Source organism: Sphingopyxis sp. 22461, from assembly GCF_052044915.1.
Lineage (GTDB): Bacteria > Pseudomonadota > Alphaproteobacteria > Sphingomonadales > Sphingomonadaceae > Sphingopyxis.
Window position 1 is genome coordinate 189,363 of the sequence record NZ_JBQENY010000011.1, and the last position, 26,706, is coordinate 216,068.

At 67.1% G+C, this 26,706-nt stretch carries 24 protein-coding genes; 23 read left to right on the forward strand and 1 reads right to left on the reverse strand.

Features of this window, described 5'->3' with window-relative positions; all coding sequences use genetic code 11:
- Window positions 1–301 precede the first annotated feature (301 nt).
- The 6 genes from ACTJI5_RS18760 to ACTJI5_RS18785 all read left to right on the forward strand — a co-directional run bounded on the left by ACTJI5_RS18760 (window position 302) and on the right by ACTJI5_RS18785 (window position 11,773).
- On the forward strand, window positions 302–1,483 hold the full coding sequence (locus ACTJI5_RS18760; protein WP_440861373.1) for an efflux RND transporter periplasmic adaptor subunit: 1,182 nt from the start codon (window positions 302–304) through the stop codon (window positions 1,481–1,483).
- A gap of 6 nt (window positions 1,484–1,489) precedes the next feature.
- On the forward strand, window positions 1,490–4,690 hold the full coding sequence (locus tag ACTJI5_RS18765; protein WP_440861374.1) for an efflux RND transporter permease subunit: 3,201 nt from the start codon (window positions 1,490–1,492) through the stop codon (window positions 4,688–4,690).
- Window positions 4,687–6,096, forward strand: coding sequence for an efflux transporter outer membrane subunit (locus ACTJI5_RS18770; RefSeq protein ID WP_440861375.1), 1,410 nt, complete (start codon window positions 4,687–4,689; stop codon window positions 6,094–6,096). The genes ACTJI5_RS18765 and ACTJI5_RS18770 overlap by 4 nt, the downstream gene beginning before the upstream one ends.
- A gap of 148 nt (window positions 6,097–6,244) precedes the next feature.
- Window positions 6,245–7,045 carry an ImuA family protein gene (locus ACTJI5_RS18775; RefSeq protein ID WP_058539401.1) on the forward strand — a complete coding sequence of 267 codons (801 nt, stop codon included), beginning with the start codon at window positions 6,245–6,247 and terminating at the stop codon, window positions 7,043–7,045.
- On the forward strand, window positions 6,960–8,498 hold the full coding sequence (locus ACTJI5_RS18780) for a Y-family DNA polymerase (RefSeq protein WP_440861376.1): 1,539 nt from the start codon (window positions 6,960–6,962) through the stop codon (window positions 8,496–8,498). The genes ACTJI5_RS18775 and ACTJI5_RS18780 overlap by 86 nt, the downstream gene beginning before the upstream one ends.
- Complete coding sequence (locus tag ACTJI5_RS18785) at window positions 8,495–11,773, forward strand: error-prone DNA polymerase (protein WP_440861377.1); 3,279 nt, start codon at window positions 8,495–8,497, stop codon at window positions 11,771–11,773. Before ACTJI5_RS18780 ends, ACTJI5_RS18785 begins: the two co-directional genes overlap by 4 nt.
- Window positions 11,774–11,995: 222 nt before the next feature.
- Here the strand turns inward: ACTJI5_RS18785 and ACTJI5_RS18790 are convergent, their stop codons facing one another.
- Entirely contained in the window at window positions 11,996–12,826 is an 831-nt protein-coding gene (locus ACTJI5_RS18790) for a flagellin N-terminal helical domain-containing protein (RefSeq protein WP_058539364.1), read from the reverse strand.
- A 246-nt stretch (window positions 12,827–13,072) separates the two neighbouring features.
- Between ACTJI5_RS18790 and fliE the strand changes: the two genes are divergently transcribed.
- Genes fliE through ACTJI5_RS18875 form a run of 17 tightly spaced genes read left to right on the forward strand, consistent with a single transcriptional unit; the run spans window position 13,073 to window position 26,642 of the window.
- Window positions 13,073–13,426, forward strand: a complete 354-nt coding sequence (gene fliE / locus ACTJI5_RS18795) for a flagellar hook-basal body complex protein FliE (RefSeq protein WP_137890179.1) — start codon at window positions 13,073–13,075, stop codon at window positions 13,424–13,426.
- Between the two features lie 3 nt (window positions 13,427–13,429).
- Window positions 13,430–15,097 (forward strand): flagellar basal-body MS-ring/collar protein FliF, encoded by a 1,668-nt coding sequence (fliF, locus tag ACTJI5_RS18800; protein ID WP_440861378.1) that lies wholly within the window; start codon window positions 13,430–13,432, stop codon window positions 15,095–15,097.
- Window positions 15,090–16,121, forward strand: a complete 1,032-nt coding sequence (gene fliG, locus ACTJI5_RS18805) for a flagellar motor switch protein FliG (RefSeq protein ID WP_440861379.1) — start codon at window positions 15,090–15,092, stop codon at window positions 16,119–16,121. Before fliF ends, fliG begins: the two co-directional genes overlap by 8 nt.
- Window positions 16,114–16,716: a FliH/SctL family protein gene (locus ACTJI5_RS18810; RefSeq protein ID WP_440861380.1), complete on the forward strand. Its 603-nt coding sequence runs from the start codon at window positions 16,114–16,116 to the stop codon at window positions 16,714–16,716. Before fliG ends, ACTJI5_RS18810 begins: the two co-directional genes overlap by 8 nt.
- Window positions 16,713–18,044 (forward strand): FliI/YscN family ATPase, encoded by a 1,332-nt coding sequence (locus ACTJI5_RS18815; RefSeq protein ID WP_082639735.1) that lies wholly within the window; start codon window positions 16,713–16,715, stop codon window positions 18,042–18,044. Before ACTJI5_RS18810 ends, ACTJI5_RS18815 begins: the two co-directional genes overlap by 4 nt.
- Window positions 18,041–18,487 carry a hypothetical protein gene (locus ACTJI5_RS18820; RefSeq protein ID WP_058539358.1) on the forward strand — a complete coding sequence of 149 codons (447 nt, stop codon included), beginning with the start codon at window positions 18,041–18,043 and terminating at the stop codon, window positions 18,485–18,487. The genes ACTJI5_RS18815 and ACTJI5_RS18820 overlap by 4 nt, the downstream gene beginning before the upstream one ends.
- Window positions 18,487–19,674 (forward strand): flagellar hook-length control protein FliK, encoded by a 1,188-nt coding sequence (locus tag ACTJI5_RS18825; protein ID WP_440861381.1) that lies wholly within the window; start codon window positions 18,487–18,489, stop codon window positions 19,672–19,674. The genes ACTJI5_RS18820 and ACTJI5_RS18825 overlap by 1 nt, the downstream gene beginning before the upstream one ends.
- Window positions 19,675–19,691: 17 nt before the next feature.
- Window positions 19,692–20,297, forward strand: a complete 606-nt coding sequence (locus ACTJI5_RS18830) for a flagellar basal body-associated FliL family protein (protein ID WP_058539356.1) — start codon at window positions 19,692–19,694, stop codon at window positions 20,295–20,297.
- Window positions 20,294–21,244 carry a flagellar motor switch protein FliM gene (locus ACTJI5_RS18835; protein ID WP_440861382.1) on the forward strand — a complete coding sequence of 317 codons (951 nt, stop codon included), beginning with the start codon at window positions 20,294–20,296 and terminating at the stop codon, window positions 21,242–21,244. The genes ACTJI5_RS18830 and ACTJI5_RS18835 overlap by 4 nt, the downstream gene beginning before the upstream one ends.
- Window positions 21,237–21,569, forward strand: a complete 333-nt coding sequence (fliN, locus tag ACTJI5_RS18840; RefSeq protein WP_058539354.1) for a flagellar motor switch protein FliN — start codon at window positions 21,237–21,239, stop codon at window positions 21,567–21,569. The genes ACTJI5_RS18835 and fliN overlap by 8 nt, the downstream gene beginning before the upstream one ends.
- Window positions 21,569–21,847, forward strand: a complete 279-nt coding sequence (locus tag ACTJI5_RS18845; protein WP_440861383.1) for a flagellar biosynthetic protein FliO — start codon at window positions 21,569–21,571, stop codon at window positions 21,845–21,847. Before fliN ends, ACTJI5_RS18845 begins: the two co-directional genes overlap by 1 nt.
- Window positions 21,837–22,607, forward strand: a complete 771-nt coding sequence (gene fliP, locus ACTJI5_RS18850) for a flagellar type III secretion system pore protein FliP (RefSeq protein WP_058539352.1) — start codon at window positions 21,837–21,839, stop codon at window positions 22,605–22,607. The genes ACTJI5_RS18845 and fliP overlap by 11 nt, the downstream gene beginning before the upstream one ends.
- Window positions 22,608–22,611: 4 nt before the next feature.
- A complete protein-coding gene (locus ACTJI5_RS18855) occupies window positions 22,612–22,881 on the forward strand; it encodes a flagellar biosynthetic protein FliQ (protein ID WP_039577709.1) in 270 nt (89 codons plus the stop codon).
- 7 nt (window positions 22,882–22,888) lie between these two features.
- Window positions 22,889–23,668: a flagellar biosynthetic protein FliR gene (gene fliR / locus ACTJI5_RS18860; RefSeq protein WP_440861384.1), complete on the forward strand. Its 780-nt coding sequence runs from the start codon at window positions 22,889–22,891 to the stop codon at window positions 23,666–23,668.
- Window positions 23,669–23,671: 3 nt separating this feature from the next.
- Entirely contained in the window at window positions 23,672–24,811 is a 1,140-nt protein-coding gene (flhB, locus tag ACTJI5_RS18865) for a flagellar type III secretion system protein FlhB (RefSeq protein WP_440861385.1), read from the forward strand.
- A gap of 45 nt (window positions 24,812–24,856) precedes the next feature.
- Complete coding sequence (gene fliD, locus ACTJI5_RS18870; RefSeq protein ID WP_310255912.1) at window positions 24,857–26,227, forward strand: flagellar filament capping protein FliD; 1,371 nt, start codon at window positions 24,857–24,859, stop codon at window positions 26,225–26,227.
- A 25-nt stretch (window positions 26,228–26,252) separates the two neighbouring features.
- Window positions 26,253–26,642: a flagellar export chaperone FliS gene (locus ACTJI5_RS18875; RefSeq protein WP_058539400.1), complete on the forward strand. Its 390-nt coding sequence runs from the start codon at window positions 26,253–26,255 to the stop codon at window positions 26,640–26,642.
- Window positions 26,643–26,706: the final 64 nt, after the last annotated feature.

The window sequence follows — 26,706 nt, forward strand, 5'->3', positions numbered from 1 at the left end:
ATGGAGATTGCGCCTGATGGCCAGCCTGTGTGGCCGCACCAGCCGCCTTCCCGTTTCTATTTCGTTGCCCGGCACTGGTAACCGGTGTCACGAATGATGCGGGAATTGCCGGGCCCATGTCAAGCAAAAATTGTATGACAACTGCCCTCTTGTATGACAACTCAGGTGGCGATGGGCCGCGGTAGAAAAATTGTCGTAATTTGTCGCATCGCCCGCATTGCGCTTGCATGGCGCAATCCAATGGGTTGAAAGGACGCAACCTCCCCCGCCTCCCGGCGAACCGATACGAGAACAACCAACTATGCTGGACAAAAGGTCGCTGTCGCTGACCGGAGTGCTGTGTGCCGCGGCTCTATCGCTCGGCGCCTGCTCGGGTCAGGATGAAAGCAAAAATGGCCGCGGCGCGCCCGAGGTCGGCTATGTCGCCGTCAAGGTCGAGCCGGTGCCGGTGACGTCGTCGCTCGGCGGACGCACCGTCGCGTTCGAGACGAGCGAAGTGCGCCCGCAGGTCAATGGCCTGATCCGCCGCCGCCTGTTCACCGAAGGCGGCTTTGTGCGCGCCGGCCAGCCGCTCTACCAGATCGACGCGAGCTTGTATCAGGCGGGGGTCGACCAGGCCGCCGCGAACCTCGCGAGCGCCCGCGCGAGCGCGCAGGCCGCCGACGAACGCGCGCGGCGGCTCGAACCGCTCGCCAAGATGCAGGCGGTCGCCGAGCAGGATTACACTGACGCGCTGGCGCAGGCGCGGATGGCGCGCGCCGCGGTCGCGCAGAATGGCGCCGCGCTGGAAACCGCGCGCATTAACCTGCGTTTTGCGACGATCACCGCGCCGATCAGCGGCCGCATCGGCCGCAGCCTCGCGACCCCCGGCGCGCTCGTCAGCGCGAGCCAGGCGAGCCCGCTCGCGGTGATCCAGCAGACCGATCCGATGTATGTCGACATGCAGCAGTCGAGCGCCGAGCTCACCACGCTGCGCCAGGCGATCGAAAGCGGCGGGGTCACCGCGGGCAGCACCTCGGTGCGCCTGCGCATGGAGGATGGCAGCGCCTACCCCTTTGCCGGCCTCGTCCAGTTTTCCGACGTCACGGTCAACGAGGCGACGGGCACCGTCACACTGCGCGCGCGCTTCCCCAATCCCAAGGGCATCCTGCTGCCCGGCATGTTCGTGACCGCGCTGTTCGACCAGGCGGTGAACCCGACCGCGATCCTGTTGCCGCAGGCCGCGGTGCAGCGCGATTTCGACGGGTCGGCCTTCGTCTATCTCGTCGGCAAGGACAACAAGGCGGCGCGGCGCAAGATCGTCGCCGACCGCACCTCGGGCGCCAACTGGGTCGTCACCGACGGGCTGAAACCCGGCGACCGCGTGATCACGCAGGGCATCGGCAATCTGCGGCAAGGGGCGCCGATCCGCCCCGTGCCCGCGAGCAGCGCGCAGCGCGTCGGTGCTCCGAAGGGCGGCGACGCCCAAGCCAAGGGCAAATAACCTCTTATGTCGCGCCTTTTCATCGACCGGCCGATCTTCGCCTGGGTGCTGGCGATCATCGTCATGCTCGGCGGCGCGGGCGCGCTCTTTTCGCTGCCGATCGAGCAATATCCCGACATCGCGCCGGCGCAGGTCAATATCCGCGCTAGCTATCCGGGCGCGTCGGCCGAAACGATCGAGAACAGCGTCACGCAGGTACTCGAACAGCAGCTGACCGGGATCGACGGCCTGCTCTATTTCAGCTCGCAATCGAGCTCGCGCGGGCAGGCGAACATCACCGCGATCTTCGAAAAGGGCACCGACCCCGACATCGCGCAGGTGCAGGTCCAGAACAAGATCGCATCGGCGGTCTCGCGCCTGCCGCAACAGGTGCAGCAGCAGGGCGTGCGCGTCACCAAGTCGAACTCGGACACGCTGCTGCTCGTCGGCGTTTACGATTCGACGAACACGCGCGTGAACCAGGACGTGTCCGACTATATGGCGTCGAACATCCAGGACCCGCTGTCGCGCGTCGAAGGGGTGGGCGAGGTCAATATCTTCGGCGCGCCGCACGCGATGCGCATCTGGCTCAATCCGCAGCGGCTCGCCGCGGTATCGCTGATGCCGAGCGACGTGATTTCGGCGATCACCGCGCAGAACAGCGAAGTCGCGGCGGGCGACGTCGGCGGCCTGCCCGCGCCGCAGGGACAGATGCTCAACGCGACCGTCACCGCGCAGTCGCGGATGCAGACCGTGCCCGAGTTCGAGAATATCGTGCTGAAGACGCTGCCCGACGGGTCGACGGTGCGCATCAAGGATGTCGCGCGCGTCGAGATCGGCGCCGAAAGCTATGCCGTCGTCAGCCGGATCAACGGCCATCCGGGCGCGGGCATGTCGATTTCGCTGTCGCCGGGGTCCGACGCGCTCGAGACCGCCGACCGGGTCAAGGCGCGGATGGAGGAGCTCGCCGCCGACTTCCCCGACGGGCTCACCTATTCCTACGCGAACGACTCGACTGCCTTCATCAAACTGTCGGTCAGCGAAGTGCAAAAATCGCTGTTCGAGGCGATTTTGCTCGTCATCCTTGTGATGTTCGTCTTCCTGCAAAGCTGGCGCGCGGTGCTGATCCCCGCGATCGCGGTGCCCGTCGTGCTGCTCGGTACCTTCGCCATCTTCTATATGCTGGGGTTCAGCATCAACACGCTCACCCTGTTCGGGCTGACGCTCGCGATCGGGCTGCTCGTCGACGACGCGATCGTCGTGGTCGAGAATGTCGAGCGATTGATGGAAGAAAACCCCGGCATGTCGGCGCGCGACGCGACAATCCAGTCGATGAAGGAGCTGCAGGTCGCGCTGATCGCGATCGCGCTCGTGCTGTCGGCGGTGTTCCTGCCGATGGCCTTCTTCGGCGGGTCGACCGGCGTCATCTATCGCCAATTCTCGGTCACCATCGTGTCGGCGATGGCGCTGTCAGTGCTCGTCGCACTGATCCTCAGCCCCGCGCTGACCTCGACGCTACTCAAGCCGAAGAGCCATGGCGACGCACCGGCCGAGGGCGGGCGCTTCCCGCGCGCGCGTGCCTTGCTCGAACGCGCCAAGACCGGCTTCAACACGCGCTTCGACCGGTCGGTCGACCGCTATGTCGGCAGCGTTACCAAGGTCGTCGACCGCAAATGGCTCTTCCTCGGCATCTACGCGGTGCTGCTCGTCCTGCTTGTCGTCCTGTTCCTGCGCCTGCCGAGCGGCTTCCTGCCCAACGAGGATCAGGGACGCGTTTCGGTGCAATTTCGCTTGCCCGCGGGCGCGACGCAGGCGCGTACGCTCGAAGTGCGCGACGAAATCGAAAAATATATGCTCACCGCGGAAAAGGCGAACACGCAGGCGCTGTTTCTGATCGCGGGCGGCGGCGGCGGTGGCGCTTCGGGGCAGAACACCGGCCAGGGCTTCGTCAACCTCACCCATTGGGACGACCGCCCGGGCAAGGAGAATACCGCCGATGCGATCGCCGAACGCGCGCGCAAGGCGCTGAGCGGCCTCCGCGACGCGCAGATCTTTGCGCTCGTCCCCGGCGCGGTGCGCGGGCTCGGCGATTCGTCGGGCTTCACGATGCAGTTTCAGAACCGCAGCGGGATGAGCCGCGAAGAGTTCGCCGAAGCACGCGAAAAACTGCTTTCCGCGGCGAATGCGAATCCGAAGCTGACCTCGGTGCGCCTGTCCGACCTGCCCGACGTCGCGACGCTGAAGATCGACATCGATACGCAGCGGCTGACGGCGTACGGCATCGACAATGCCGATGTGAATTCGACGCTCGCGACCGCGTGGGGCGGACGCTATGTCAACGACTTCATCGACAAGGGGCGCGTCAAGCGCGTCTATGTCCAGGGCGACGCCCCCTATCGCGCGCGGCCCGAAGACCTCGGCCAATGGTATGTGCGTTCGGCCGACGGCGAAATGTCGCCCTTCTCCGCCTTCGCCAAGACCGGCTGGTCGACGACGCCGAGCAGCAGCTCGCGCTTCCAGGGCGTGCCCGCGTTCGAAATCTCGGGCCAGCCCGCGCCGGGCACCAGTTCGGGCGAGGCGATGGACGAGATGGAGCGGATGGCGAACGAGATCCCCGGCACCAGCGTCGCCTGGTCGGGCTCCTCCTATCAGGAGCGCCTCTCGTCGGGACAGGCGCCCTTGCTCTATGGCCTGTCGCTGCTCGTCGTCTTCCTCTGCCTCGCGGCGCTTTATGAAAGCTGGACGATCCCGCTCGCGGTGATCCTGGTCATTCCGCTCGGGCTGATCGGCGCGATCTTTGCCGTCAATCTGCGCGGGCTCGAGAATGACGTCTACCTCCAGATCGGTCTGCTCACGACGATGGGGTTAGCTGCGAAGAATGCGATCCTGATGATCGAATTCGCCGAGCAGGAAGAGCGCAAAGGCAAACGCGTGATCGAGGCTGCGATCGCTGCGGCGCGCATCCGCCTGCGCCCGATTTTGATGACGAGCTTTGCCTTCATCTTCGGCGTGCTGCCGCTCGCGATCGCGACCGGCGCGGGTGCGAACAGCCGCGTCGCGATCGGCACCTCGGTGATCGGCGGCATGCTCACCGCCGCCTTCCTCGCGATCTTCTTTATCCCGCTCTTCTTCGTCCTCGTCCGCCGCGGCGTGCGCGACGGCCTCGCGGCGGCGCGCGCGCGCTTCGGCAAGAACAAGGATGAAGGCGCGGCGGAGGTGCCGGCATGATCCACGCCCGCGCCCTCCTGTTGGCAAGTACGCTGATGCTGGCCGGCTGCTCGCTCGCGCCGAAGACGGTGCTGCCGGCGCCGCCCGTCCCGCAAAGCTGGCCCGCCGGCGACGCCTATCTGCTCCAGAGCGAGGCGGCGCTGCCGATCCTCTCGTACAAAAGCGTGTTCACCGATCCGCGACTCCAGTCGCTGACCGATCAGGCGCTCGCGAACAACCGCGACCTTCGCGTCGCTTATGCCAATGTCGCCGCGGCGCGCGCGCAGGTGCGCGTCACGCGATCGGGGCAATTCCCCGAGCTCGGGATCAGCGCCGGCGCGGGCTATTCGGATGGCGGCGGCAACACGAACGGCAGCGGCGATTTCTCGCTGCGCGGCGGCATCACCGCTTTCGAACTCGACCTGTTCGGCAAGCTCGCCAACGCGACCGAAGCTGACCGCAATCGCGCGCTCGGCACCGAGGCGGCGTCGCGCACCGTGCGGCTAGCGCTGATCGCCAATCTCGCGGACGCATGGGCGACCTATGGCGCCGACCGCGATCTGCTCAAAATCGCCGAGGACACCGCCACCAATGCGCGCGAGAGCGTGCGGCTGACCAAGGCGCGGCTCGACGGCGGCGTCGCGCCGCGCACCGATCTGCGCCAGGCCGAACAGATCCTCGCGACCGCCGAGGATTCGATCGCGCAGCAAAGGACCGCGCTCGCGCAGGATGAGAATCTCATCCGCCTGCTCGTCGGCGGCGATGTCGACCGGACGCTGCTGCCCGCGAGCCTCACCGAAGTGACGCCCGCGATCGTGTCGCTGCCCGCCGGGGTCAGCTCCGAAATCCTGCTCCGCCGTCCCGACGTGATCGAGGCCGAATATGGCCTGCGCGCCGCCAACGCCGACATCGGCGTCGCGCGCGCGCAGCTCTTCCCGTCGATCTCGCTCACCGGGCTGCTCGGCTTTGCGAGCAATGCGCTCGGCAGTCTGTTCGACAGCGGGTCGTTCAACTGGTCGGCGGGCGGCGACGCGACCGCGACGATCTTCGACGCCGGCGGCCGCCGCGCGGGTGTCGCAGTCAGCGAAGCGCAGCGCGACGCCGCGCTCGCGGGCTATGAAGGCGCGATCCAGACCGCGTTCCGCGAGGTCGCCGACGCGCTCGCGGTGCAGGGCACGATTTCCGAGCGCGCCCGCGCCGCGGCGGCGAACACCGAAGCCGCGACCGACACCGCAACGCTCGCCGACGCGCGCTACAAGGGCGGCGTCGACAGCTTCCTTTCCAGCCTCGACGCGCAGCGCAGCCTCTATTCGGCGCGGCGGAGCGAGGTCGGGACGCAATTGCTGCTCGTCAGCACGCGAATCGCGCTGTTCCGTACGCTGGGCGGCGACAGCAGCGCGGGTTCGGCCGCGCCTGCACCCCAATAGCTTCGTCACCCCGGACTTGATCCGGGGTCCACGACCACGCCGCCGGAATTGATGCCGGATCAAGTCCGGGGTGACGGAACGGGAGCGACTGACTCATCTTGACAATCGACCCCGCTCGCGCGCTAATAGAACATATCAGGAACAAATGATGCGCGAGTCGTCTTCCCAACTCGCCGGGCTGCGCAAACGCATCGCCCGGCTGGCCGCCAATGGCGGTTTCGAAAGCCGCCGGGCCGACGGCTGGCTGGCGAGCGGGCACGCGTCCTTCGACGCCGCGATCGGCGGCGGCCTGATGATTGGGCGCACCCATGAATTTTTCGCCGCCGATGCGCTCGACGCGACGAGCGCCGCCGCCTTCGCCGCGCTGATCGCGCTGCGCACACCCGGCAAGGCGCCGCTGATCTGGCTGCGCACGAGCGATGCCGGCAAGCGCACGGGCCATATCTATGCACCCGGTATTGCCGAGCTCGGCGGCGACCCCGACCGGCTTTTGCTCGTCGAGACCACCGATCCGAAGATGCTGCTCGCCTGCGCGAACGATGCGATCCGCTGTGCGGGATCGGCGGCGGTGATCGTCGAAAGCTGGGGCAAATTCCCTTTGCTCGACCTCACCGCGGGGCGCCGCCTCGCGCTCGGCGCGCGCGATGCGGGGACGATCTTGCTGATGCTCCGGCTCAATGCCGCGCCGGCGCCGAGCGTCGCCGAGACGCGCTGGAGTGTCGCCGCCGCCGCCTCGCACGCGCTCGAAGCGAACGCCCCCGGCGCGCCCGCCTTCGACCTCGAATTGCTGCGCTGGCGCGGCGGCGCTGCGCCCGCCCGCTGGCGACTGGACTGGAACCATGACGAAAAAGCTTTTGGGCCAAATGCCGACGAAGCGGCGCTATCTGGCGCTCTTCTTCCCCTTCCTGCCCGCCGAGCGATGGCTTCGCACGGCGCCGCGGCCGCCTGACGCGCCGCTCGTCTTCGCCGAGAAGCAGCGCGGTGCGATGAGGATCGCTAGCGTCGATGCAGAGGCGCTGGGCGTCGGGCTGCGCCCCGGCATGCCGCTCGCCGATGCGCGCGCACAGATCGGCGAGCTTACCGTCGTCCCGCACGACCCGGTGCTCGACCAGGACTGGCTCGACCGGCTCGCGCAGGGCTGCGCGCGCTACTCGCCGCTCGTCTCGCTCGACGCACCCGACGGGCTGATCCTCGACATCGCGGGCGCCGAACATCTGTACGGCGGTGAGGCGGAGCTCGTGCGCGATGCCGAGAGACGCCTCGCGCGGCTCGGCATGACCTTGCGCCACGCGCTCGGTCCGACCGCCGATGCCGCGCGCGCACTCGCGCGCTACCAGACGCGCCCTGCCCCCGACGAACGGCAAGCGATCCGCCGCCTGCCCGTCGCCGCGCTCGAACTCGAAGCCGAAGCGACCACCGCGCTGGTCCGCGCAGGGCTCAAGACGATCGGCGACCTCGCGAGCCGCCCGATGGCGAATATCGCCGCGCGCTTCGGCGCCGACGCCGCGATGGCGCTGCGCCGCCTGCTCGGCGATGCGCCCAGCCCGCTCGCCCCGCGCATCGCCCTGCCGCCCGTGGTCGCCGAACGCCGCTTCGCCGAGCCGCTCGGCAGCACGGCGCACGCCACCAAAGTGCTAGCCGAACTCACCGGCGAAGCGATCGAGGAGCTTGGCGAACGCGGCAAGGGCGGGCGCCATTTCCGCGCGACCTTCTTTCGCAGCGATGGCCTCGCGCGCAGCATCGCGATCGAAACCGGCCACCCGACGCGCGACACGGGGCTGGTGATGCGCCTGTTCGCCGAGCGTATGGACAGCCTCGCCGACCCGCTCGACCCCGGTTTCGGTTTCGACATGATCCGCCTCGCGGTGCCGCGGCTCGAGCGGTTGACCGCGACGCAGTTGAAGCTGGAGGGCGGCGCGGTCCGCACGGCGAACGAAGGCGCGGCGATGGACGAACTCGCCGACCGGCTGACGACGCGGCTCGGACGCGGGCGGGTGCGGCGACTGCGCCCTGCCGATACGCATATCCCCGAACAGGCGCAGCTCGAACTGCCCGCGGCCGACGCGCCGCTCCCGCTGGCCTGGCCCGCGCCCGAGGAAGGCGAGCCGCCGACGCGTCCCTTCCACCTCTTCGATCCGCCGCAGCCGATCGAGGTGATCGCCGAGGTGCCCGACGGCCCGCCGCACCATTTCCGCTGGCGCCGCGCGACGCACGCGATCCGCCGTTACGAAGGGCCCGAACGTATCGCCGCCGAATGGTGGCGCCGCCGCGACAATGGCGGGCTGACGCGCGACTATTACCGCGTCGAGGATGCGCAGGGCCGCCGCTTCTGGCTCTTTCGCCACGGCCTCTACGACGAAAAGCCCGACCCGCGCTGGTATATCCACGGGGTCTTCGCATGAGCGAGGCGCCCGAAACCGGTTTCGCCGAACTGGTCGCCGCGACCAATTACAGCTTTTTGCGCGGGGCATCGCATCCCGCCGAAATGGTTGCGGAGGCGATCGACCTCGGCATGACGGGCATCGGCATCGCCGACCGCAACAGCGTTGCGGGGGTCGTGCGGGCACTGACCGGGCTGCGCAAGCTGCGCGAGGATGCCGCGGAAGAAGGGATCGAGCTCCCCCCTTTCAAGCTCGTCGTCGGTGCCCGGCTGGTCTTCGACGACGGCACGCCCGATATCATCGCCTATCCGACCACGCGCCATGGCTGGGGCCGACTGACCCGGATGCTCACCATCGGCAACCGCCGCACCACAAAGGGCGATTGCGTGATGAAGCTCAAGAATCTGCTGGTCCATTGCGAGGATATGATCCTGATCGCGATGGCGTCCGAAAAGGATGAAGTGATCCTGCGCCGTCTGGCCGAGGTCGCACCGGGCTCGCTATGGCTGGGTGCGACGATGCCAAGAGGCGGCAGCGATCGCCGCCGCCTCTCGCGGCTGGGCGCCTTGGCCGACCGCGTCGGCATTCCGATGCTCGCGACCAACGACGCGCTTTATGCCACGCGCGCGCAGCGGCCGCTCCATGATGTCATCACCTGCATTCGCGAAGGCACGAACCTCAGCGATGCCGGCCGCCTGCTACGCGCCAATGGTGAACGTCATTTGAAATCCCCGCAGGAAATGCGGCGTCTGTTCCGCACCTGCCCCGAAACGGTCGACGAAAGCGCGAAGATACTCGGCCGCATCGGCTTTTCGCTCCGCGATCTCGAATATGAATATCCGCACGAGCCGGTGCCCGAAGGCTGGGAGCCCCAAAGCTGGCTCGAACATATGGTGATGAAAGCTGCGACCAAGCTTCATCCGGGCGGATTGCCCGACCGTTGGCAGGCGGTGCTTGATGAAGAGCTCACCCTCATCCGCAAATGCAACTTCGCCTGCTATTTCCTGACCGTCCACGACATCGTGAAATTCGCGCGGACGCAGGAGCCCCCAATCCTCTGCCAAGGCCGCGGGTCGGCGGCGAATTCGCTCGTCTGCTATCTGCTCGAAATCACCTCGATCGACCCCATCGCCAACAACCTGCTCTTCACGCGCTTCCTGTCCGAGGAACGGCGCGAGCCGCCCGATATCGACGTCGATTTCGAGCACGAGCGGCGCGAAGAAGTGATGCAATATGTCTATCGCCGCTACACGCGGCGGCGTGCGGGGATTGCCGCGACGGTGATCCATTACCGGCCGCGCAGCGCGGTGCGCGAGGTCGGGAAGGCGCTGGGACTCAGCGAGGATGTCACGCAGCGGCTCGCCGACACGACCTGGGGCAGCTGGGGGAGCGAGATGCCCATCGAGCGCTTCATCGAAGCGGGCCTCGACCCCGCGCTGGATGATATTGCGCGGCTGCAATGGATCGTCGCGCAGCTGCTCACCTTCCCGCGCCACCTGTCGCAGCATGTCGGCGGCTATGTGCTGACCGAGGACCGACTCGACGAGACGGTGCCCATCCACAATGCCGCGATGGAGGACCGCACCTTCATCGAATGGGACAAGGACGACATCGACGAACTCGCCTTGATGAAGGTCGATGTCCTCGCGCTCGGGATGCTGACCTGTATCCGCAAATGTTTCGACCTGATGCGGCTCCACGATCTGGGCGATCACGACCTCAAATCAGTCCCCGAAGAGGATTCGGCCGTCTATGACATGCTCTGCAAGGGTGACAGCATCGGCGTCTTTCAGGTCGAAAGCCGCGCGCAGATCAACATGCTGCCACGGCTGCGCCCGCGGGAATTCTATGACCTTGTCATTCAGGTCGCGATCGTCCGGCCGGGGCCGATCGAAGGGGACATGGTTCATCCCTATCTGAAGCGCCGTAGTGGCGAGGAAGCGGTGGACTATCCTTCGCCTGCGCCGCCGCACGATCCCAAGGAACTTTACAATCTGCTTCGCAGGACATGCGGTGTCCCCCTGTTCCAGGAACAGGCGATGAAGCTCGCCATTGTTGCCGCTGAATTTACCCCTGATGAAGCCAATGGTCTGCGCCGTGCAATGGCGACCTTCAGAAATGCCGGAACGATCCATCAATATAAGGAGAAGATGATCGGCGGCATGATACGCCGCGGCTACGAAGCCGATTTCGCTGCGCGCTGCTTCAAACAGATCGAGGGTTTCGGCAGCTACGGCTTTCCCGAAAGCCACGCCCAGTCGTTCGCCAAGCTCGTCTATGTGTCGTCGTGGCTGAAATGCCATCACCCCGCCGTCTTCGCGTGCGGAATCCTCAACTCGCAGCCGATGGGTTTCTATGCCCCGGCACAGCTCGTTCGCGATGCGCGCGAGCATGGGGTCGAGGTGCGCGAGGTCGATGTGAACGCGAGCGATTGGGACAACAGCATCGAACGGAAGGACGACGGCAGCCTCGCGCTCCGGCTCGGTTTCCGGCAGGTTGACGGGTTTCGCGAGGAATGGGCGAACCAGATCGTCGAGGCACGAACCACATCCTTCGCCTCGGTCGAGGAACTCGCGCGCCGCGCGGGCCTGCCGCCGCGCGCGCTGCGCCTGCTCGCCGAAGCCGATGCGTGCCGGTCGATGGGACTCGAACGGCGGCCGGCGCTGTGGGACGCGCGGCGCGTCCGCCAGGGCGTGTTGCCGCTGTTCGGTGCGGCCGAAACCGACGAGCTCGGTGCCGAGGAGGATGCGGAGCTGCCGCCGACGCCGATGGTCGAGCATGTGCTCACCGATTATCAGACGACGCGGCTGTCGCTGAAGGGCCATCCGATGGCGTTCCTGCGCCGCGATTTCGCGCGTGAGGGCGTGCTGAGCGCGGCCGAGGTTATGGCGGCGAAGAACGGCTCGATCGTCCGCACCGCGGGGGTCGTGCTGATCCGCCAGCGGCCGGGCAAGGGCAATGCGATCTTCATCACGCTCGAGGACGAGGGCGGGATCGTCAACATCCTGCTCTGGGCGCGCCATTTCGAACGCTATCGCCGCGCCGTCATGGCCTCGCGGCTCATGCTCGCCGAGGGCGAGGTGCAGCGGAGCAAGGAGGGCGTGATCCACCTGATGGCGACGCGCATCGTCGATTGCACCGCGATGCTCGATACGCTGGGCAGCGACCGGCGTTTTGAACCCGACGTCTGCCGCGCCGACGAGGTCAAGCATCCGCAGCTGCCGCGGGGCTATGCGGCGAAGCATGGCCATCCGCGCGATGTCCGCATCCTGCCCAAGTCGCGGGATTTTCATTAGTTGCGGCCGACTGACGTCGGCAACGGCACCAGCCCGCTCCCCCTCCCGGCCTCCCCAACGATAGTAACCTGGGGAGGCCGGGAGGGGGAGCGGGCTGGTGCCGTCCCTGTTCGGCCATGCCGAACAGACAAAAAAGAAGATGCCCCGGCTGTGGGGGCCGGGGCATCGGATCAGGCTATCTAAGGGACCAACCGAATATAGCCTGAAATTTATTTGCGAAGTTTAGCCGCGGAGCAGGTTCATCACGCCCTGCGAGCTCTGGTTCGCCTGGGCGAGCATCGCGGTCGATGCCTGCGCCAGGATGCCGGCAGCCGCGAGGTTCGTCGATTCGACCGAGAAATCGGCGTCTTCGATGCGCGACTTGGCTTCGTCCAGATTGGTGACGCGCGACGTCAAATTATCGACAGCCGAGGTCAGGCGGTTCTGCTGCGCACCGAGATTGGCGCGTTCGCTGGCGACATTGTCGATCGCCGTGTCAAGCACTGCCAGCGCAGAGGTAGCCCCGGCCTGCGTAGCGACGGAGATCGCACCGACGCCGGTAAGCGCCGTGCCGGCCGTGCCGAGGTTCGCGATGGTGATGTTCACGACCTCGGTGTTATTGATGCCGGTCTGGATATTGAAACCGGTGGCGGCACTGCCGTCGAGCAGCTTGTTGCCGTTGAAGGTGGTCTGACCGACGACGTCGCCAATCTGCGCGATCAGCGCGGTGACTTCCTTCTGCACCAGCACGCGGTCGGGATCGCTGAGCGTGCCGGTCGATGCCTGCATCGACAGGTCGCGCATACGGACGAGGATGTCCGAGATGCTGCCCGCGGCGCTGTCGGCGGTCTGGGCGAGCGAAATGCCGTCGTTGGCATTGCGGATGGCCTGCGTGAAACCGCGCGATGCGGCCTCCATGCGGGTTGCGATGGCGAGGCCGGCGGCGTCGTCCTTCGCAGCGTTGATGCGCTTGCCGCTCGACAGGCGTTCCATCGCCTGCGACTGCGCCTGGCTGGCGACGCGCGAATTGTTCTGGGCGCGAAGCGCGCTCACATTGGTGTTGATGACAGTCATCTTTGTTCCTTTCCGGCCTCGATGGCCATTCCCGTGATGTGAGGGCTCGAGGAGCGGTCACGAAAGCAGTAACGGCGGGCGTCGGCGGCGCTTAAGCCCGCGTGTCAAAAAAATGCCGAAACGGCCCGACGGGCACCGGCAATCCAGATCAATACACTGAAAATAAGCCATTAATTTTTTTGGCACGCGCTTTGCATTGTTCTTTGCGTGCGGCACATCGCCGCCATCAGGACGGATGAAAAAGCAATGAGCACGATTGACCCGAGCCGGCTGCTGCAGATGCGCAGTTCGATCCTCAATCAGAACCAGGCGCTGCAGCGCGCCGCAGGCCGCGGCGGGATCGGCGCGGCCGAAGGCGGCGTCGGCGGCGCAGCGGGAACCCCCGATTTCGGCGCCGCGATCAACAATGCGCTGCAACAGGTCAATGCGCAGCAGTCGAAGGCGAGCCAGATCACCGAAGCCTATGAGCGCGGCGACACGCACGACATCGTCAGCGTGATGATCGAGCGCCAGAAAGCCTCGCTCGGCTTCGAAACCACTCTGCAAGTCCGCAACAAGCTGCTGTCCGCATACCGCGACATCATGAACATGCCGGTGTAATCCATGGCCGAGACCCAGATCCTTACCCCCGTCCCCAACTCTGTGACCGACGGTAACGCGAACCGCCTCCCCGCCCCCGTCCTGGGCGGCCGGCTCGCGCCGTTCACCCAGTTCATGCGCCAGCCGGCGGTGCAGCGCGCGCTGCCCGCGATCGCGATGACGTCGGCGATCGGCATCGCCGCGCTCGCCTATTTCACGATGCAGGCGGCGCCGCAGGCGCAGCTGTTCGCCGGGCTCGACGACACCGACAAGGCGGCGGTCGCCGACGCGCTGCAGACGCAGGGTATCGGCCACAGCATCGACCCGACCACGGGCGCGCTGACCGTCGACGCCGACAAGCTGCATCAGGCGCGCATAGCGCTCGCGGGGCAAGGCCTGCCCAAGGCGGCGCCGAGCGGCGACAGCCTGATCGCCGCGCTGCCCATGGGGTCGAGCCGCGCGATCGAGGGTGAAGCGCTGCGCTCGGCGCGCGAGGCCGATCTGTCGCGCACGATCGAGACGATCGACGCGGTCAAGAGCGCGCGCGTCCATGTCGCCGCCGCCGAACCCAGCCTGTTCGTCCGCGAAGACAAGCCCGCCACCGCATCGGTGATGCTGACGCTGCAGAACGGCCGTTCGCTGAGCGACGGTCAGGTGCAGGCCATCCGTTTCCTTGTCGCCTCGTCGATCCCCGGCATGAACGCCGATCAGGTGTCGGTGATCGATCAGCGCGGCGCTTTGCTCTCCGACACCGCATCGGGCAGCGACATGAAGGCGTTCCAGCTGCAGCTGCAGGTCGAAGACCGCTTCCGCCGCGCGCTCGACACCTTGCTCGGCCCGATGCTCGGCGCCGGCAATTATAGCGTCGAAGTCCACGCCGACGTCGACATGTCCGAAAGCCAGGCGACGCGCGAAAGCTTCCCCGAGAACGACCGTGCGCTGACCAGCGAGCAGATCACGCGCTCGACCAGCGGCACGAGCGCCCCCGCGGTCGGCATCCCCGGCGCGCTGTCGAACCAGCCGCCGCAGGCAACCACCATCACCGCGACCGGTCCGCAGCCGGTCCCCGCTGGCACACCGCCGGCACCCGGCACCGAGAGCAACGAGAACGCCGCGCGCGCTTATGAAGTCGGCCGCGAGATTTCGGTGACGCACTCGCCGCAGGGCAAGCTGCGCCGCGTCTCGGTCGCGGTCGCGCTCAATCAGGGCAAGAAGGCGCTGACGCAGGCCGATCTCACCAAGATCGACAATCTGGTAAAGGGCGCGATCGGTTATGACGCGACGCGCGGCGATCTGGTCGCGATCAACCAGCGCCCGTTCGTGCAGGTCGAAGACACCGCGCCCGCCTTTTACGACCAGGGCTGGTTCATGCCGCTGGTCAAGCAGGTCGGCGCGATCCTCGCCGCGCTGCTCGCCTTCCTGTTCATCGGCCGCCCGATGATCCGCGCCGCCAAGGAACGCGCCGCGAAGCGCATCGCGCAGAATCAGGAACTCGAAGCATCGCTGCTCGCCGCCACCGACCGCCCGGCACTCGCCAGCGGTCAGGGCGGCCGCGAAATCACCCTCGAGATGATCGAGCAGGCGCCGAGCTATGAAGCGCGCGCCAACCTCGTCCGCGCCTTCGTCCGCCAGGATTCGGCGCGCGCCGCGCTCGTCGTCCGCCACCTGATGCAGGAGGGCGCCCGTGCCTGAAGTCGCCGAACTCGATAACGCACCCGCCATGCCCGCGATCGAAGGATCGGCCGCCGCCGCGATCCTGCTGATGCTGCTCGACGAAAGCGAAGCCGCGACGATCCTGAAACAGCTCGGTCCCGAAGAGGTCCGCCAGCTGGCGAAAGCGATGTTCGACACGGCGAACGCCAGCGAACAGCAGATCGGCCAGGCACTCGACCGCTTCGTGACGCGCAGCCGCGATGTCAGCGCGCTCGCGATCGGCGCCGACACGCGCATCCGCACCGTGATCAACGAAGCCGTCGGCAATGTCCGCGCCGACAATATCCTCGCCGCCGTCGCGCCGCAGCGGAGCGCCGCGTCGCTCGAAATGCTGCGCTGGATGGACGTCGACGCGATCAGCGGGCTGCTCGCCAGCGAGCATCCGCAGGTCGGCGCGCTGATCCTCTCGGTGCTCGTCCCCGATGTCGCCGCGCGTGCGATCGAAACGCTCGACGAAGTGCTGCAGGCCGACCTGGTGCTGCGCGCCGCGATGCTCACCTCGGTGCCCGCCGCGGCGATCGAGGATCTCGAAGCGGTGCTCGCGAGCGCCAACGTCGATGGCCAGCGCGTCGCCAAGCAGGCGATCGGCGGCCCGAGCGACGTCGCCAAGATCATGAAGAAGATGCCGAAACAGCTGTCGGAGCGCACGCTTCGTTCGCTGAAGAAGCACGACCGCGTGCTCGCCCAGACGATCGAGGAAGAGATGTTCATCTTCGAAAACCTGCGCGACCTCGACAAGAAGAGCCTCAGCAGCGTGCTGCGCTCGGTCGACGCCGCCCAGCTCGCGATCGCGCTCAAGGGCGCCGACGACGAGATGGTCGACATGTGCCTTGCCACCATGTCGCAGCGTGCCGCCGAAACGATCCGCGACGAGATGGCCGAAATGACGATGGTCAAGCGCGCCGACGTCGACGATGCGCAGAAGAGCGTGATGCAGATCGTCCGCCAGATGGCCGCATCGGGCGAAATCATGATCGCGGGCGGAGGCGACGATTATGTCTGATCGCGCCGCCCAGGCCGGCTTCGCCCCCGTCTCGCTCACCGAAGCGATGGCGCGCGGCAGCGGCTTTCGCCCGATGTCCTTCGCGCCGGCCGTCTACACGGCGCAGGCGACCGAACAGGAAAGCATCGACGAACTCGACCTCGAAGATCCCTTCGCGCTCGGCCTCGCCGAAGGCCAGCGCCTCGCCGAAGCCGCCTTTGTTGCCGAGCGTCACCAGCTGCTCGCATTGCTTGCCGGCGCCGAAGCGCTGCAGGACGAGCCGAGCGAAGAACTCGCGCAGCTGATCGCCGAAACCGTCGAACGGCTGGTGCGCCAGATCGTCGCCGCCGCGCCGATCGACGCCGAATGGCTGCAGGCACAGGCCGAAACCGCCGCCTCGATGGTCGCCGACGCCGACAAGGCGCGCACGCTTTGGGTTCATCCCGAAGACGCCGTGCTACTCGCCGACGCTCCGTTGACGCTGGCGATCGAGAGCGATCCCGCGATGGTGCGCGGCACCGTCCGCCTCGAAACCTCGACCGGCTGGATCGAACATGGCCGCGCCGTCTATCTCGACGAACTGCGCACCGCGCTCGGTACGGAACACGCCGCGTGACGCGCCGCCTCGCCATGAGCGCGCAGCAGCTGCTCGACCCCGTCGACCTCGCGGGCGCCAGCCCGCGCCGCATCGGCACGCTCGTCGCGCACGAGGGGATCATGCTCGAAGTCTCCGGCTTTCCCCAGCCGCTGGGCAGCAACGTCCGCATCAAGTCGGCCGACAATGACTATGTCTATGGCGAGGTCGTGGGCTTTCGTGGCCACCGCAGCCTTGTCCTGCCCTTCGACATGAACAAGCCGCTGGTCACTGGCGCGCCGGTCGAACCGCATGGCGCGAGCAGCATGGTCGCCGTCGGCAAGACCTTGCTCGGCCGCATCATGGACGCGCAGGGCAACCCGCTCGACGGCCGCCCCGCGATCCAGTCGCAGTTCCAGTGGCCGCTCGCCGGCCGCAAGGTCAACCCGCTGCGCCGCGGCCGTGTGACCAGGCCGCTCAACATGGGCGTGCGCGCGATCAACGGCCTGCTCACCGTCGGCGAAGGCCAGCGCGTCGCGATCATCGCGGGCTCGGGCGTCGGTAAGTCGGTGTTGATGGGCCAGATGATCGCCGGCACCGAATGCGACGTGATCGTCGTCGGGCTGATCGGCGAACGCAGCCGCGAAGTCAGCGACTTCGTCGAAACCAAGCTGCCCCCCGAAGTGCGCAAGAAATCGGTCGTCGTCGCGGTTCCCGCCGACCATCCGCCCCTCCTCCGCCTGCGCGCCGCGATGCGCGCGACCGCGATCGCCGAAGCATTCCGCGCCGAGGGCAAGAAGGTGCTGCTGCTGATCGACAGCCTGACCCGCGTCGCGCATGCGCAGCGCGAGATCGGGCTGACCTTGGGCGAGCCCCCGACGATGAAGGGTTATCCGCCGTCGGTCTTCGCGCTCATTCCCTCGCTGTGCGAGCGCGCCGGCATCGACCGCGAAACCGGCGGATCGATCACCGCGCTTTACACCGTGCTCGCCGATGGCGGCGACATCGACGATCCCGTCGTCGACAGCGCGCGCGCGATCGTCGACGGTCATATCATCCTGTCGCGCCAGCTCGCCGAACAGGGCGTCTATCCGGCGATCGACGTCGCACGCTCGCTGTCGCGCACGATGGTCGATTCGGTCGATCCCGAACATGCCGCCGCCGCCGCGCGCTTCCGCCAGCTCTGGTCGCTCTATGAAGAGAATCGCGATCTGATGCTGATGGGCGCTTACGTCGCCGGCGCCGATCCGGTGCTCGATACCGCCATCGCGCGCCACGCCGACCAGCTCGCCTATGTTTCGCAGCCTGCCAAGGCGCAGGTCGATTTCGACATTTCCCGCCAAGCCCTGATTGAAGGATATTCCGCATGAACGCCCGTACCGCACGCCGCAAACGTATCATTCGCGTGCGCTCCGTCGAACATCAGCAGGCGGAGGCCAATCTGGCGCGCGCCAATGGCGAACTGGCGAACCTCGTCGAACTCGCGAAGCGGCTCGAAACGCTGCGCGTCGATCTCGCGATGGCCAAGGGTGCGGTCGCCGGCCGCGCGCTCAACACGATCGGCGAACTCGCGATGCGGCTCGACATCGCGCAGGAAAGCCTGACCGCGCCGCTGAGCAATGCCAGCGAGCGCCGCGACCAGGCCGGCGCGCTGGCGCAGAACGCGATGGTCAGGGAAGAATCGGCGGTCCGCCTGTACGAACGCAGCCGGAAAGCGGCGCAGGTCGAACAGGAACGCCGCGACGACGCCAACCGCCCGCACCGCCCGCGCACGGGCATGCGCCTGCGGCTGATCGAAGGCGGCGCGGCATGATGAGCGCGCCCTCTCTCCCCACCATCCAGGGCGCGATGCCCGCGGGCTTCGCAACCTTCCTCGCCAACATCGGGCAGCTTCCCGAAGGCGGCGGCGAAGGCGGTTTCGACCAGCTGCTCGCCGCCGCGCCGGTCGCCGTCGCGCCGATCGCGAATGCTGCCGCGGCGGCGATCAAGATCGATCCCGCACCGGCCGTCGATGTCGCGGCCCCGCAGGTCGACGCCCCCGTCGAAACGGCCGTCGCCGTCGAAACCCCCGCGGTAAAGGCCGAGCCGGCCAAAGCCGATCCCGCGGCGCTGGCCGCGAACTTGCTGATCGCGCTGAACGGCAGCATCCCCGGCGCCGCGCCCGCACAGACGTCGGGCAAGCCCGCTGGGGCCAAGCCCGAAGCGGAAGCCCCCTCGTCGGACACGGCCGAGACCGGTGAGACCGTGGCGGCTGCGCCGGCCACAAACTGGGCCGCGATCGTGGCGGCCGCAGTTCCGGCCGCCGCGAGCCCCGCCGCCGCACCCCCGGGCGCCGCAAAACCCGCGAAGCCGGCGGAAGCCGCGACGGCTCCGGCCGACACCAGCGCCCCCGCGCTTCCCGTTGCCGCGCGCCCGCGCGATGCCGCGATGCCGATCCTCCCCGGAGCCGAGGCACCCGTCGCCAAGCCCGTCGAGGCGGCGCCGTCGATGACGATCCTCTTCGCGCAGCCCGCCGCACAGAGTGCCGCGACGCTCGCCGAAGCAGCCGCGCCCGCGGTGATCGCCGAACGCGTGCTCGATATGGAAAGCGACGGCGCGTGGATCGACCAGCTCGCGCGCGACATCGCCGCGACCAAGTCGGACAGCGGCGACATCAGCTTTCGCCTGATGCCCAAGCACCTCGGCCGCCTCGACGTCGCGATGCAGATGGGCGACGAGGGCGTGTCGCTGAAAATGGACACGCGTCACGAAGCGACCGCGACGATCGTTACCGCCGCGCAAGGCCGCCTCGTCGAAGAATTGCGCCAGCAGGGCGTGCGCGTCGCCGGCGCCGAAGTGACCTGCACGCCGGGCGAGACCGGACGCCAGTCGCAAAGCCAGGGCCAGGGTCAGGGTCGCACTGCCGCGCCCGACACCTCGCACCTCATCGAAACCGCCACCGAACGCGCCGAGCCGCGTGACGAAGACCGCGCCGCCGACCGCCGCGGCCGCTTTGCCTGATCAGAAAGGGTCCCATCATGGCCAAGGATAATATCGAAGGCGCCCCCAAGAAGAAGGGCTCGTTCAAGAAGCTGCTGTTCATCGGCGTCGCCGCGATCGCTCTGATCGGCGCGGGCGCGGGTGCGGGCATCTATTTCGGCGCGCTGCAGGCGCACGAGGCGAAGCCCGAGGATCATTTCCCCAAGCTGGTCGAGCGCAGCGAAGGCGAGCCCGAGCCGGCCGCCGAGGGCGACGACAAGGAAGCGCCGCCAAAGGTAGGGACGGTGTCGGTCCCGAACGACAAGTTCAAGGTCGATCCCAAGAAATACGAGATCACCTATTACCCGATCGCCGACAGCTTCACGACGAACCTCGCCGACGGATCGGGCTTCCTGCAGGTCGGTATCAGCCTTTCGACCTTCTACGACGGCAAGGTTATCAATAATATCAAACGGCAGGCTGTTCCGATCCGTTCGGTCGTGCTTATGGTGCTCGCCGAACAGGATCCGGCGTTGCTTTCCACATCACAGGGGAAACAGCGGCTGCAGCGTCAGCTGACGGCCGCGATCAACGATGTGTTGCGCGACAAGGAAGGTTTCGGGGGCATCGACAATGTTTATTTCACGAGCCTGGTGATTCAGTGACCACCAGTACGAAAACCGTCAAAGCCGTGAAGGCACCGGCCGCACCTGCACCAGCAGCTGCGGCCACGCCTGCGGATACGAAGGAGTCTCTGCTGCTGCGCAGGGCGGCGGATGGCTATGCCTTTCCCGCGCTCGAAGGCGTGGCGAACCAGTTTGCGCGCAGCTTGCGCGACCTGATCCGCGCGCTCGGCGCGCCGACGGTCCAGATCGAACGGTCGGGCGCCGAACAGGTCAGCTTTGCCGAATGGAGCGCGTCCGCTGCGCCCGCGATCTTCTGGCGCTATCATGCGCCGCCGCTCAAGGGGCCGGTGATGCTCGCGGGCTCGCGCTCGCTGCTGCTCCAGCTCGTCGACATCTTCTATGGCGGCCGCGGCCAGCTCGCCGCCGAGCGCGAGGAACTGACCGACGCCGAGGATCGTTTCGCGGCGCGCCTCGGCCGCGACATCGGGATGCAACTCGCCGCCGCATGGCGCGGCAAGCTCGCGATCGAGCCCGAACTCGATTGCGTCACCGCCGATCCCGCCAAGCTCGCCGCGGTACGCGCCGACGATGAATTGTTCGTCCAGCGCTTCACGCTGCGCGGCGCCCCGTTCGAGGGGCGGACGATCATGTGCGCCTATCCGGTCGCCGCGCTGCGCGGGATCGCGGGCGACGAACTGCTTCCCGACATGCAGGGCAATAGCGGCGGCGATCCGGCCTGGTCGGGCGCGCTCGACAGGGCGCTGCGCGACGTGCGCATGCCCGTCCGCTCGGTGCTCGCGCGCCCCGAGATCAGCCTCGTCAAGCTGCTCGCGCTCGAAGTCGGCGACATCATCCCGCTCAATATGCCGCGCCATGTGCCGGTGACCGTCGCCGGACGCAGCTTCGCGCTCGGCAGCATCGGCGAGGCCAATGGCAACGCCGCGATCATGATAGACCATATCGAAAAAGGACCGGACCATGACTGATATCAGCGACGCCCCGAAGGCGCGCGCCGACCGGCGCGACAAGAGCATCGCCGCCGCGCCCAATTTCGACCTGCTCGCCGGCGTTTCGCTGCGCGTGTCGGTCGAGGTCGGGTCGACCTCGATGACGCTCTCCGAACTGCTCGCGATCGATGAGGGCAGCGTGATCGAACTCGACCGCGCCGCGACCGATCTGCTCGACATTTATGCGAACGGCACGCTGATCGCGAAGGGCGAGATCGTCAGCATCGACGGCCGCTATGGCATCCAGGTCGCCGAAGTCGTCGCGCCGGCGCGCGGACTCGAAGGTTTCGAGCGGAGAGCCTGATGTTCGAATATATCCTCCGCCTGCTCATCCTGCTGCCGCTCGTCGGCGGCATGGCGTGGGGCAGCCTGTGGCTGTGGAAGCGCGTCCAGATGGGCGTACCGCTCGTCGGCGGCGGCGCCAAGACGCGCGCCGTCGAAATGATCGACGTGCTGCCGCTCGGCCCCGGATCGAAACTCGCGGTGGTCGAATTTGCCGGGCAGCGCGTGCTGATCGCGGTGTCGCGGAGCGGCATCACGCGGATCGCCGACGACAGCCAGGGCGACTTCCATGCGGACTGATCGCCGCTTCTGGCTGCGCGCCGCGGCGCTCGCCGGCGGCGCCGCGCTGCTGTGCGCCGCACCCGCCGCCTATGCGCAGGCCGCCGACGGGCTGAGCCGCGCGGTCGGGGAAATCGGCGGCGATGGCCGCCCTCTGAGCCTGTCGCTGCAGATCCTCGTCCTGATGAGCCTGCTGACGGTGCTGCCGTCGCTGCTCCTGATGATGACCAGCTTCACGCGCATCATCATCGTGCTGTCGATCCTGCGCCACGCGCTCGGGCTGCAACAGACGCCGCCGAACCAGGTACTCGTCGGTTTGAGTCTGTTCCTCTCGCTATTCGTGATGGCGCCGGTGATCAGCGAAGTGAACCGCGTCGCGATCGAACCTTATGGCCAGGAACAGATCGATATCGGCGAAGCGGTATCGCGTTCGGGCACCGCGCTCCACGGCTTCATGATGAAGCAGACGCGCAAGACCGACCTGATGATGTTCGCGAAGATCGCGAAAGCGCCGACCTATGCGAGCCCGAAGGACGTGCCCTTCTCGATCCTGCTGCCCGCCTTCGTCACCAGCGAGCTCAAGACCGCGTTCCAGATCGGCTTCCTGATCTTCCTCCCTTTCCTCGTCATCGACCTGATCGTCGCCTCGGCGCTGATGTCGCTGGGTATGATGATGTTGTCACCGACGATCATATCGATGCCCTTCAAGCTCCTGCTCTTCGTCCTCGTCGACGGCTGGGCGCTGACGATGGGATCGCTCGCCTCCTCCTTCGTGAGTTAGCGGGATGGAGGCCGACTATTTCATCGGGGTGGCGCAGCAGTCACTGTGGATTCTCGCGCTCGCGTCGGCGCCTTTGCTGCTGCCCGTGCTCGTCATCGGCGTGCTGCTCGGCATGGTGCAGGCGGCGACGTCGATCAACGAACAGACGCTGACCTTTGTGCCCAAGCTGATCGTCGCGGCGATCTGCCTCGCGATCTTCGGCGGCAGCATCCTCGTCCTGCTCACCGATTTCACCCGCGAAATCTTCGCCCAAATCCCCAGCCTGGTGAAGTAATCCGGGGATGAATCCCGCCGACATCCCGAATATCGAGGCGATGCTCCAGCTATGGATGCTGGGGATGATTCGTCCCGGCGCCGCCTTCATCGCCGCGCCGGTGTTCGGCGCGACGAGCGTGCCGGTGCAGCTGCGGCTGGTGATCGCGCTCGCGGTCGGAGTGCCCGCGGTCGCCGCGTCGGGCATGACGTTGCCGCCTGAAGGGATCGTATCGGTCCCGGGCTTTTTCCTCATCATTGGCGAGGTCGTGATCGGCCTCGCGATGGGATTCGTCCTCCAGATGGGCCTCGCCGCCGCCTTGCTCGCGGGCGAGGCGATCAGCAACGCGATGGGACTCGGCTTCGCGTCGATGGTCGATCCGCTGAGCGGCGCGTCGAGTTCGGCGATCGGCCAGTTCCTGTCGATGATGGCCACCGCGCTGTTCCTCGCTGCCGACGGCCATCTTGTGCTGATCGGCATCATCGTCGACAGTTACAGCGCGCTGCCCCCCGGCAACGCCTTTCCGTCGTGGGACGCGATCGGAGGCATCATCCGTTTCGGCAGCCTGATGTTCGCCGCGGGGCTCACCATCGCGATGCCGGTCGGTTTCGTATTGATCCTCGTCCAGATCATCATGGGCGTCATCGGCCGCTCGGCGCCGGCGCTGAACCTGTTCGCGGTCGGCATTCCGGCGACCTTGCTCGCCGGGATCGTGCTGCTCGGCGTCGCGACGCCGGCGATGGCCGAGGCAATCGCGCGCATCCTGTCCGACGCGCTCGACGCCGCGCGGATGGTCGCGGGAATCTAGGCAATGTCGGGCACGACCGAGAAGGACCAGAAAACCGAACAGCCGACGGCAAAGAAGCTGTCGGACTCGGCGCGCGAAGGCGATGTGCTGATGTCGCGCGAACTCGCGACGGCGCTGGCGATGCTTGCTGCCGCGGGCTGGATGGTCGCCGCAGGCGGCTGGTTTGTCCAGTCGGCGGGCGATCTCGTCCGCCGCGGGCTGACCTTGACCGCCGCCGACGTCGCCGATTTCGCGCCGGCGGAGGCGCTGATGCGCAACGGCGCCGAAATCCTGCTTCCGCTCGCAAGCCTGTTCGCGCTGACGCTCGGCGCCGCGGTCGCGGGACCGGCGATGCTCGGGTCGATAGGCTGGCGCGGCAAGGCGCTTCACTTCAAGGGCAACCGGATGAGCCCGATGGCCGGGCTCAAGCGCATGTTCGGGATGCAGGGCGTCACCGAACTCGGCAAGGCGCTCGCCAAGGTGCTGCTGCTCGGCACCATCGGTTACTGGCTCGTCCTGAACAGCCTGCCCGCGATCATGACGATGGCGTCGACCGACCTGATGGCCGCGATCGGCCTGGCCGGAAAGGAAATCGGCCATGCGATGCTGGTGCTCGCCGGCGGGCTGGTCGTCATCGCGCTGATCGATGTGCCGGTGCAGTGGTTCACACGCAACCAGCGGCTGATGATGAGCAAGCAGGAAGTGAAAGAAGAAATGCGCCAGTCCGACGGCGCCCCCGAACTCAAGCAGGCACAGCGCCAGCGCGCGCACGACATATTGAGCGGGTCGGCGCGCAAGGCGGTGTCCGACGCGACCGTCGTCCTCACCAACCCGACGCATTTCTCGGTCGCGCTGCGCTATCGTCCCGGGGTCGATGCGGCGCCCGTCGTCGTCGCGCGCGGGCGCGGCGATGTCGCGCTCTCGATCCGCGAGCTGGCGCGCGGTGCCAATGTCCCGCTGCTCGAATATCCGGCGCTCACGCGCGCCATCTATTTCACCGCGCGCGCCGGCCGCGTGATCCCCGAAGAATTGTTCGTTGCGGTCGCCACGGTGCTCGCTTTCGTGTTCCAGCTCGAACGTGCGGCCGCCGAAGGCACGGCGCCGCCCGCGATCGACGTGCCGCCTTCGCATCGTTTCGATCCCGAAGGGCGCCGTCAGGCTTAAACTTGTCCGCGCGCCGCCGTTAAGGGGTTCGAAGGATATTTTGCCATGGTCAGTTCAATCGCCAACAGCCTCGGCTTCGGGTCGGGCCTCGACGTCAAACAGCTCGTCACCGACCTGTCGAACGCGTCGCGCGACCCGAAGATAAAGCGCATGAACTCGCTCAACCAGGCGAACCAGACGCGGATCAGCGCGCTGGCGCAGGCGCGATCGGACCTCGACGGCTTTGCCAATTCGCTGGGCCAGATGGTCAGCGACGGCACCTTGCGCAGCACGCCGACCGTTTCCGACGAAAGCGTGCTCAGCGCCACCAGCCGCGCCGGCCTGTCGGCTGACAGCTTCGCCGCGACCGTCGTCGTGACGCAGCTCGCGCGCGCGCAGACCAATTATTCCGCCGTCGTCGCCGACCGTACCGCCGCGATCGGCGCGGGCACGATGACGCTGACCGTCGGCGGCGTCGCCAAGACGATCACCATCGGCGCCACGAACAACAGCCTCGAGGGGCTGACCAATGCGATCAACGCGAGCGGCGCCGGCGTGACCGCGTCGATCATCGCCGATGAGGGCGGCCACCGCCTGATCGTCAAAGGCCCGACGGGCGAAGTCGGTGCATTCACCCTCACCGCCGACGCCGGTGCCGACCCGGGCTTGACGGCCTTTTCGACCAGCGGCGGCATGACCGTGGGCCAGACCGCCACCAACGCCGAATTCACGATCGACGGCGTGGCCTTCAGCCGCGCGAACAACATCGTCGACGATGTGATTCCCGGCATGTCGCTCACGCTGAAAAAGGCGGCGCCCGGACAAGGCGTCGACATCGGTGCGAGCCGCCCGCTCGAGATGATCAAGCAAACCGTCGGCGATTTTGTTTCGGTCTATAACCAGCTCAAGAAGAGCCTCGTCGCGGCCTCGAGCATGTCGGGCGCGACGACCTCGCTCCGTGAGATCGAACGCGAACTTTCCGGCCTCGTCAACAAGGTGCTATCGAGCCACGGCAGCATCAACAAGCTGTCCGACATCGGCATTTCGTCGACGAAGGACGGCCTGCTTTCGGTCGACAACGCCAAGCTCGACAAGATGCTCGCCAGCGACGCGGGCGCGGTCGAGGCGCTGTTCAATCCGCGGCGCGACGCGACGCACACCGAGATAAGCGATCCCGGGATCGCCTTTGCGCTCGACGCGATCCGCGACAAGGCGGTCGGCGTCAATGGCGCGATCGATCGCGTCTCGAAAACGCTCGACGCCAAAAAGGAAAATCTCATCGATCAGCTCGAGAAGATCGAGGAGCGCGAGAGCGCTTATAAGGCGCGGCTCGAGAAGCAATATGGCACGCTCGAAGCCAAGCTCGCGGCGTTCAAGGCGACGCAGACCTATCTCGAACAGCAAATCAAACTCTGGACGAACCAGGGTAACGACTAAGAACTAGGACTTGGGGACCGCCGCCGTGAACGCTACCGCCTCGACCGTCCGGGCGACCGGGCTTTATCGCCGATTGCAGCATGAAAGCCGCGCCGCCGCCGCCGACCCCGTCGAGCTGGTCACCATGCTCTATGACGAGCTGGAGACCGCCGTGGGCGTGCTGGGGGCGATGATCCGGCAGGGGCAGCGCGTGTCGGCGACCGAACCCGCGCACCGCGCGCGCGCGATCCTGATCGGTCTCGACGCGGGACTCGATCGCGACAAGGGCGGCGATGTCGCGACCGCGCTGTCGCGCGTCTATCGCAGCATGCGCCGCAAGCTCGACGATGCCGTGGCCGCGAATAGCGCCGAGGGTCTTGCCGAGCTGCTCGAAGGAATTTTGACGATCAGCGCGGCCTGGCGCCAGCTTCGATAGAGTTTTTCCACTGACGTGGAACGGCACCGGCCCGCTCCCCCACCGCCCGAAGACGACGCGAGGC

Bases quoted from the DNA above. Each gene is read 5' to 3' on its own strand.
- ACTJI5_RS18820 (WP_058539358.1), top strand. From the start codon at position 18,041: ATGAACGCCCGTACCGCACGCCGCAAACGTATCATTCGCGTGCGCTCC.
- ACTJI5_RS18790 (WP_058539364.1), bottom strand. From the start codon at position 12,826: ATGACTGTCATCAACACCAATGTGAGCGCGCTTCGCGCCCAGAACAAT.
- ACTJI5_RS18830 (WP_058539356.1), top strand. From the start codon at position 19,692: ATGGCCAAGGATAATATCGAAGGCGCCCCCAAGAAGAAGGGCTCGTTC.
- ACTJI5_RS18775 (WP_058539401.1), top strand. From the start codon at position 6,245: ATGCGCGAGTCGTCTTCCCAACTCGCCGGGCTGCGCAAACGCATCGCC.
- ACTJI5_RS18855 (WP_039577709.1), top strand. From the start codon at position 22,612: ATGGAGGCCGACTATTTCATCGGGGTGGCGCAGCAGTCACTGTGGATT.
- flhB (WP_440861385.1), top strand. From the start codon at position 23,672: ATGTCGGGCACGACCGAGAAGGACCAGAAAACCGAACAGCCGACGGCA.
- ACTJI5_RS18780 (WP_440861376.1), top strand. From the start codon at position 6,960: ATGCCGACGAAGCGGCGCTATCTGGCGCTCTTCTTCCCCTTCCTGCCC.
- fliP (WP_058539352.1), top strand. From the start codon at position 21,837: ATGCGGACTGATCGCCGCTTCTGGCTGCGCGCCGCGGCGCTCGCCGGC.
- ACTJI5_RS18810 (WP_440861380.1), top strand. From the start codon at position 16,114: ATGTCTGATCGCGCCGCCCAGGCCGGCTTCGCCCCCGTCTCGCTCACC.
- ACTJI5_RS18845 (WP_440861383.1), top strand. From the start codon at position 21,569: ATGTTCGAATATATCCTCCGCCTGCTCATCCTGCTGCCGCTCGTCGGC.
- ACTJI5_RS18765 (WP_440861374.1), top strand. From the start codon at position 1,490: ATGTCGCGCCTTTTCATCGACCGGCCGATCTTCGCCTGGGTGCTGGCG.
- ACTJI5_RS18760 (WP_440861373.1), top strand. From the start codon at position 302: ATGCTGGACAAAAGGTCGCTGTCGCTGACCGGAGTGCTGTGTGCCGCG.
- fliD (WP_310255912.1), top strand. From the start codon at position 24,857: ATGGTCAGTTCAATCGCCAACAGCCTCGGCTTCGGGTCGGGCCTCGAC.
- fliE (WP_137890179.1), top strand. From the start codon at position 13,073: ATGAGCACGATTGACCCGAGCCGGCTGCTGCAGATGCGCAGTTCGATC.
- ACTJI5_RS18825 (WP_440861381.1), top strand. From the start codon at position 18,487: ATGAGCGCGCCCTCTCTCCCCACCATCCAGGGCGCGATGCCCGCGGGC.
- fliR (WP_440861384.1), top strand. From the start codon at position 22,889: ATGAATCCCGCCGACATCCCGAATATCGAGGCGATGCTCCAGCTATGG.
- fliF (WP_440861378.1), top strand. From the start codon at position 13,430: ATGGCCGAGACCCAGATCCTTACCCCCGTCCCCAACTCTGTGACCGAC.
- fliN (WP_058539354.1), top strand. From the start codon at position 21,237: ATGACTGATATCAGCGACGCCCCGAAGGCGCGCGCCGACCGGCGCGAC.
- ACTJI5_RS18770 (WP_440861375.1), top strand. From the start codon at position 4,687: ATGATCCACGCCCGCGCCCTCCTGTTGGCAAGTACGCTGATGCTGGCC.
- ACTJI5_RS18785 (WP_440861377.1), top strand. From the start codon at position 8,495: ATGAGCGAGGCGCCCGAAACCGGTTTCGCCGAACTGGTCGCCGCGACC.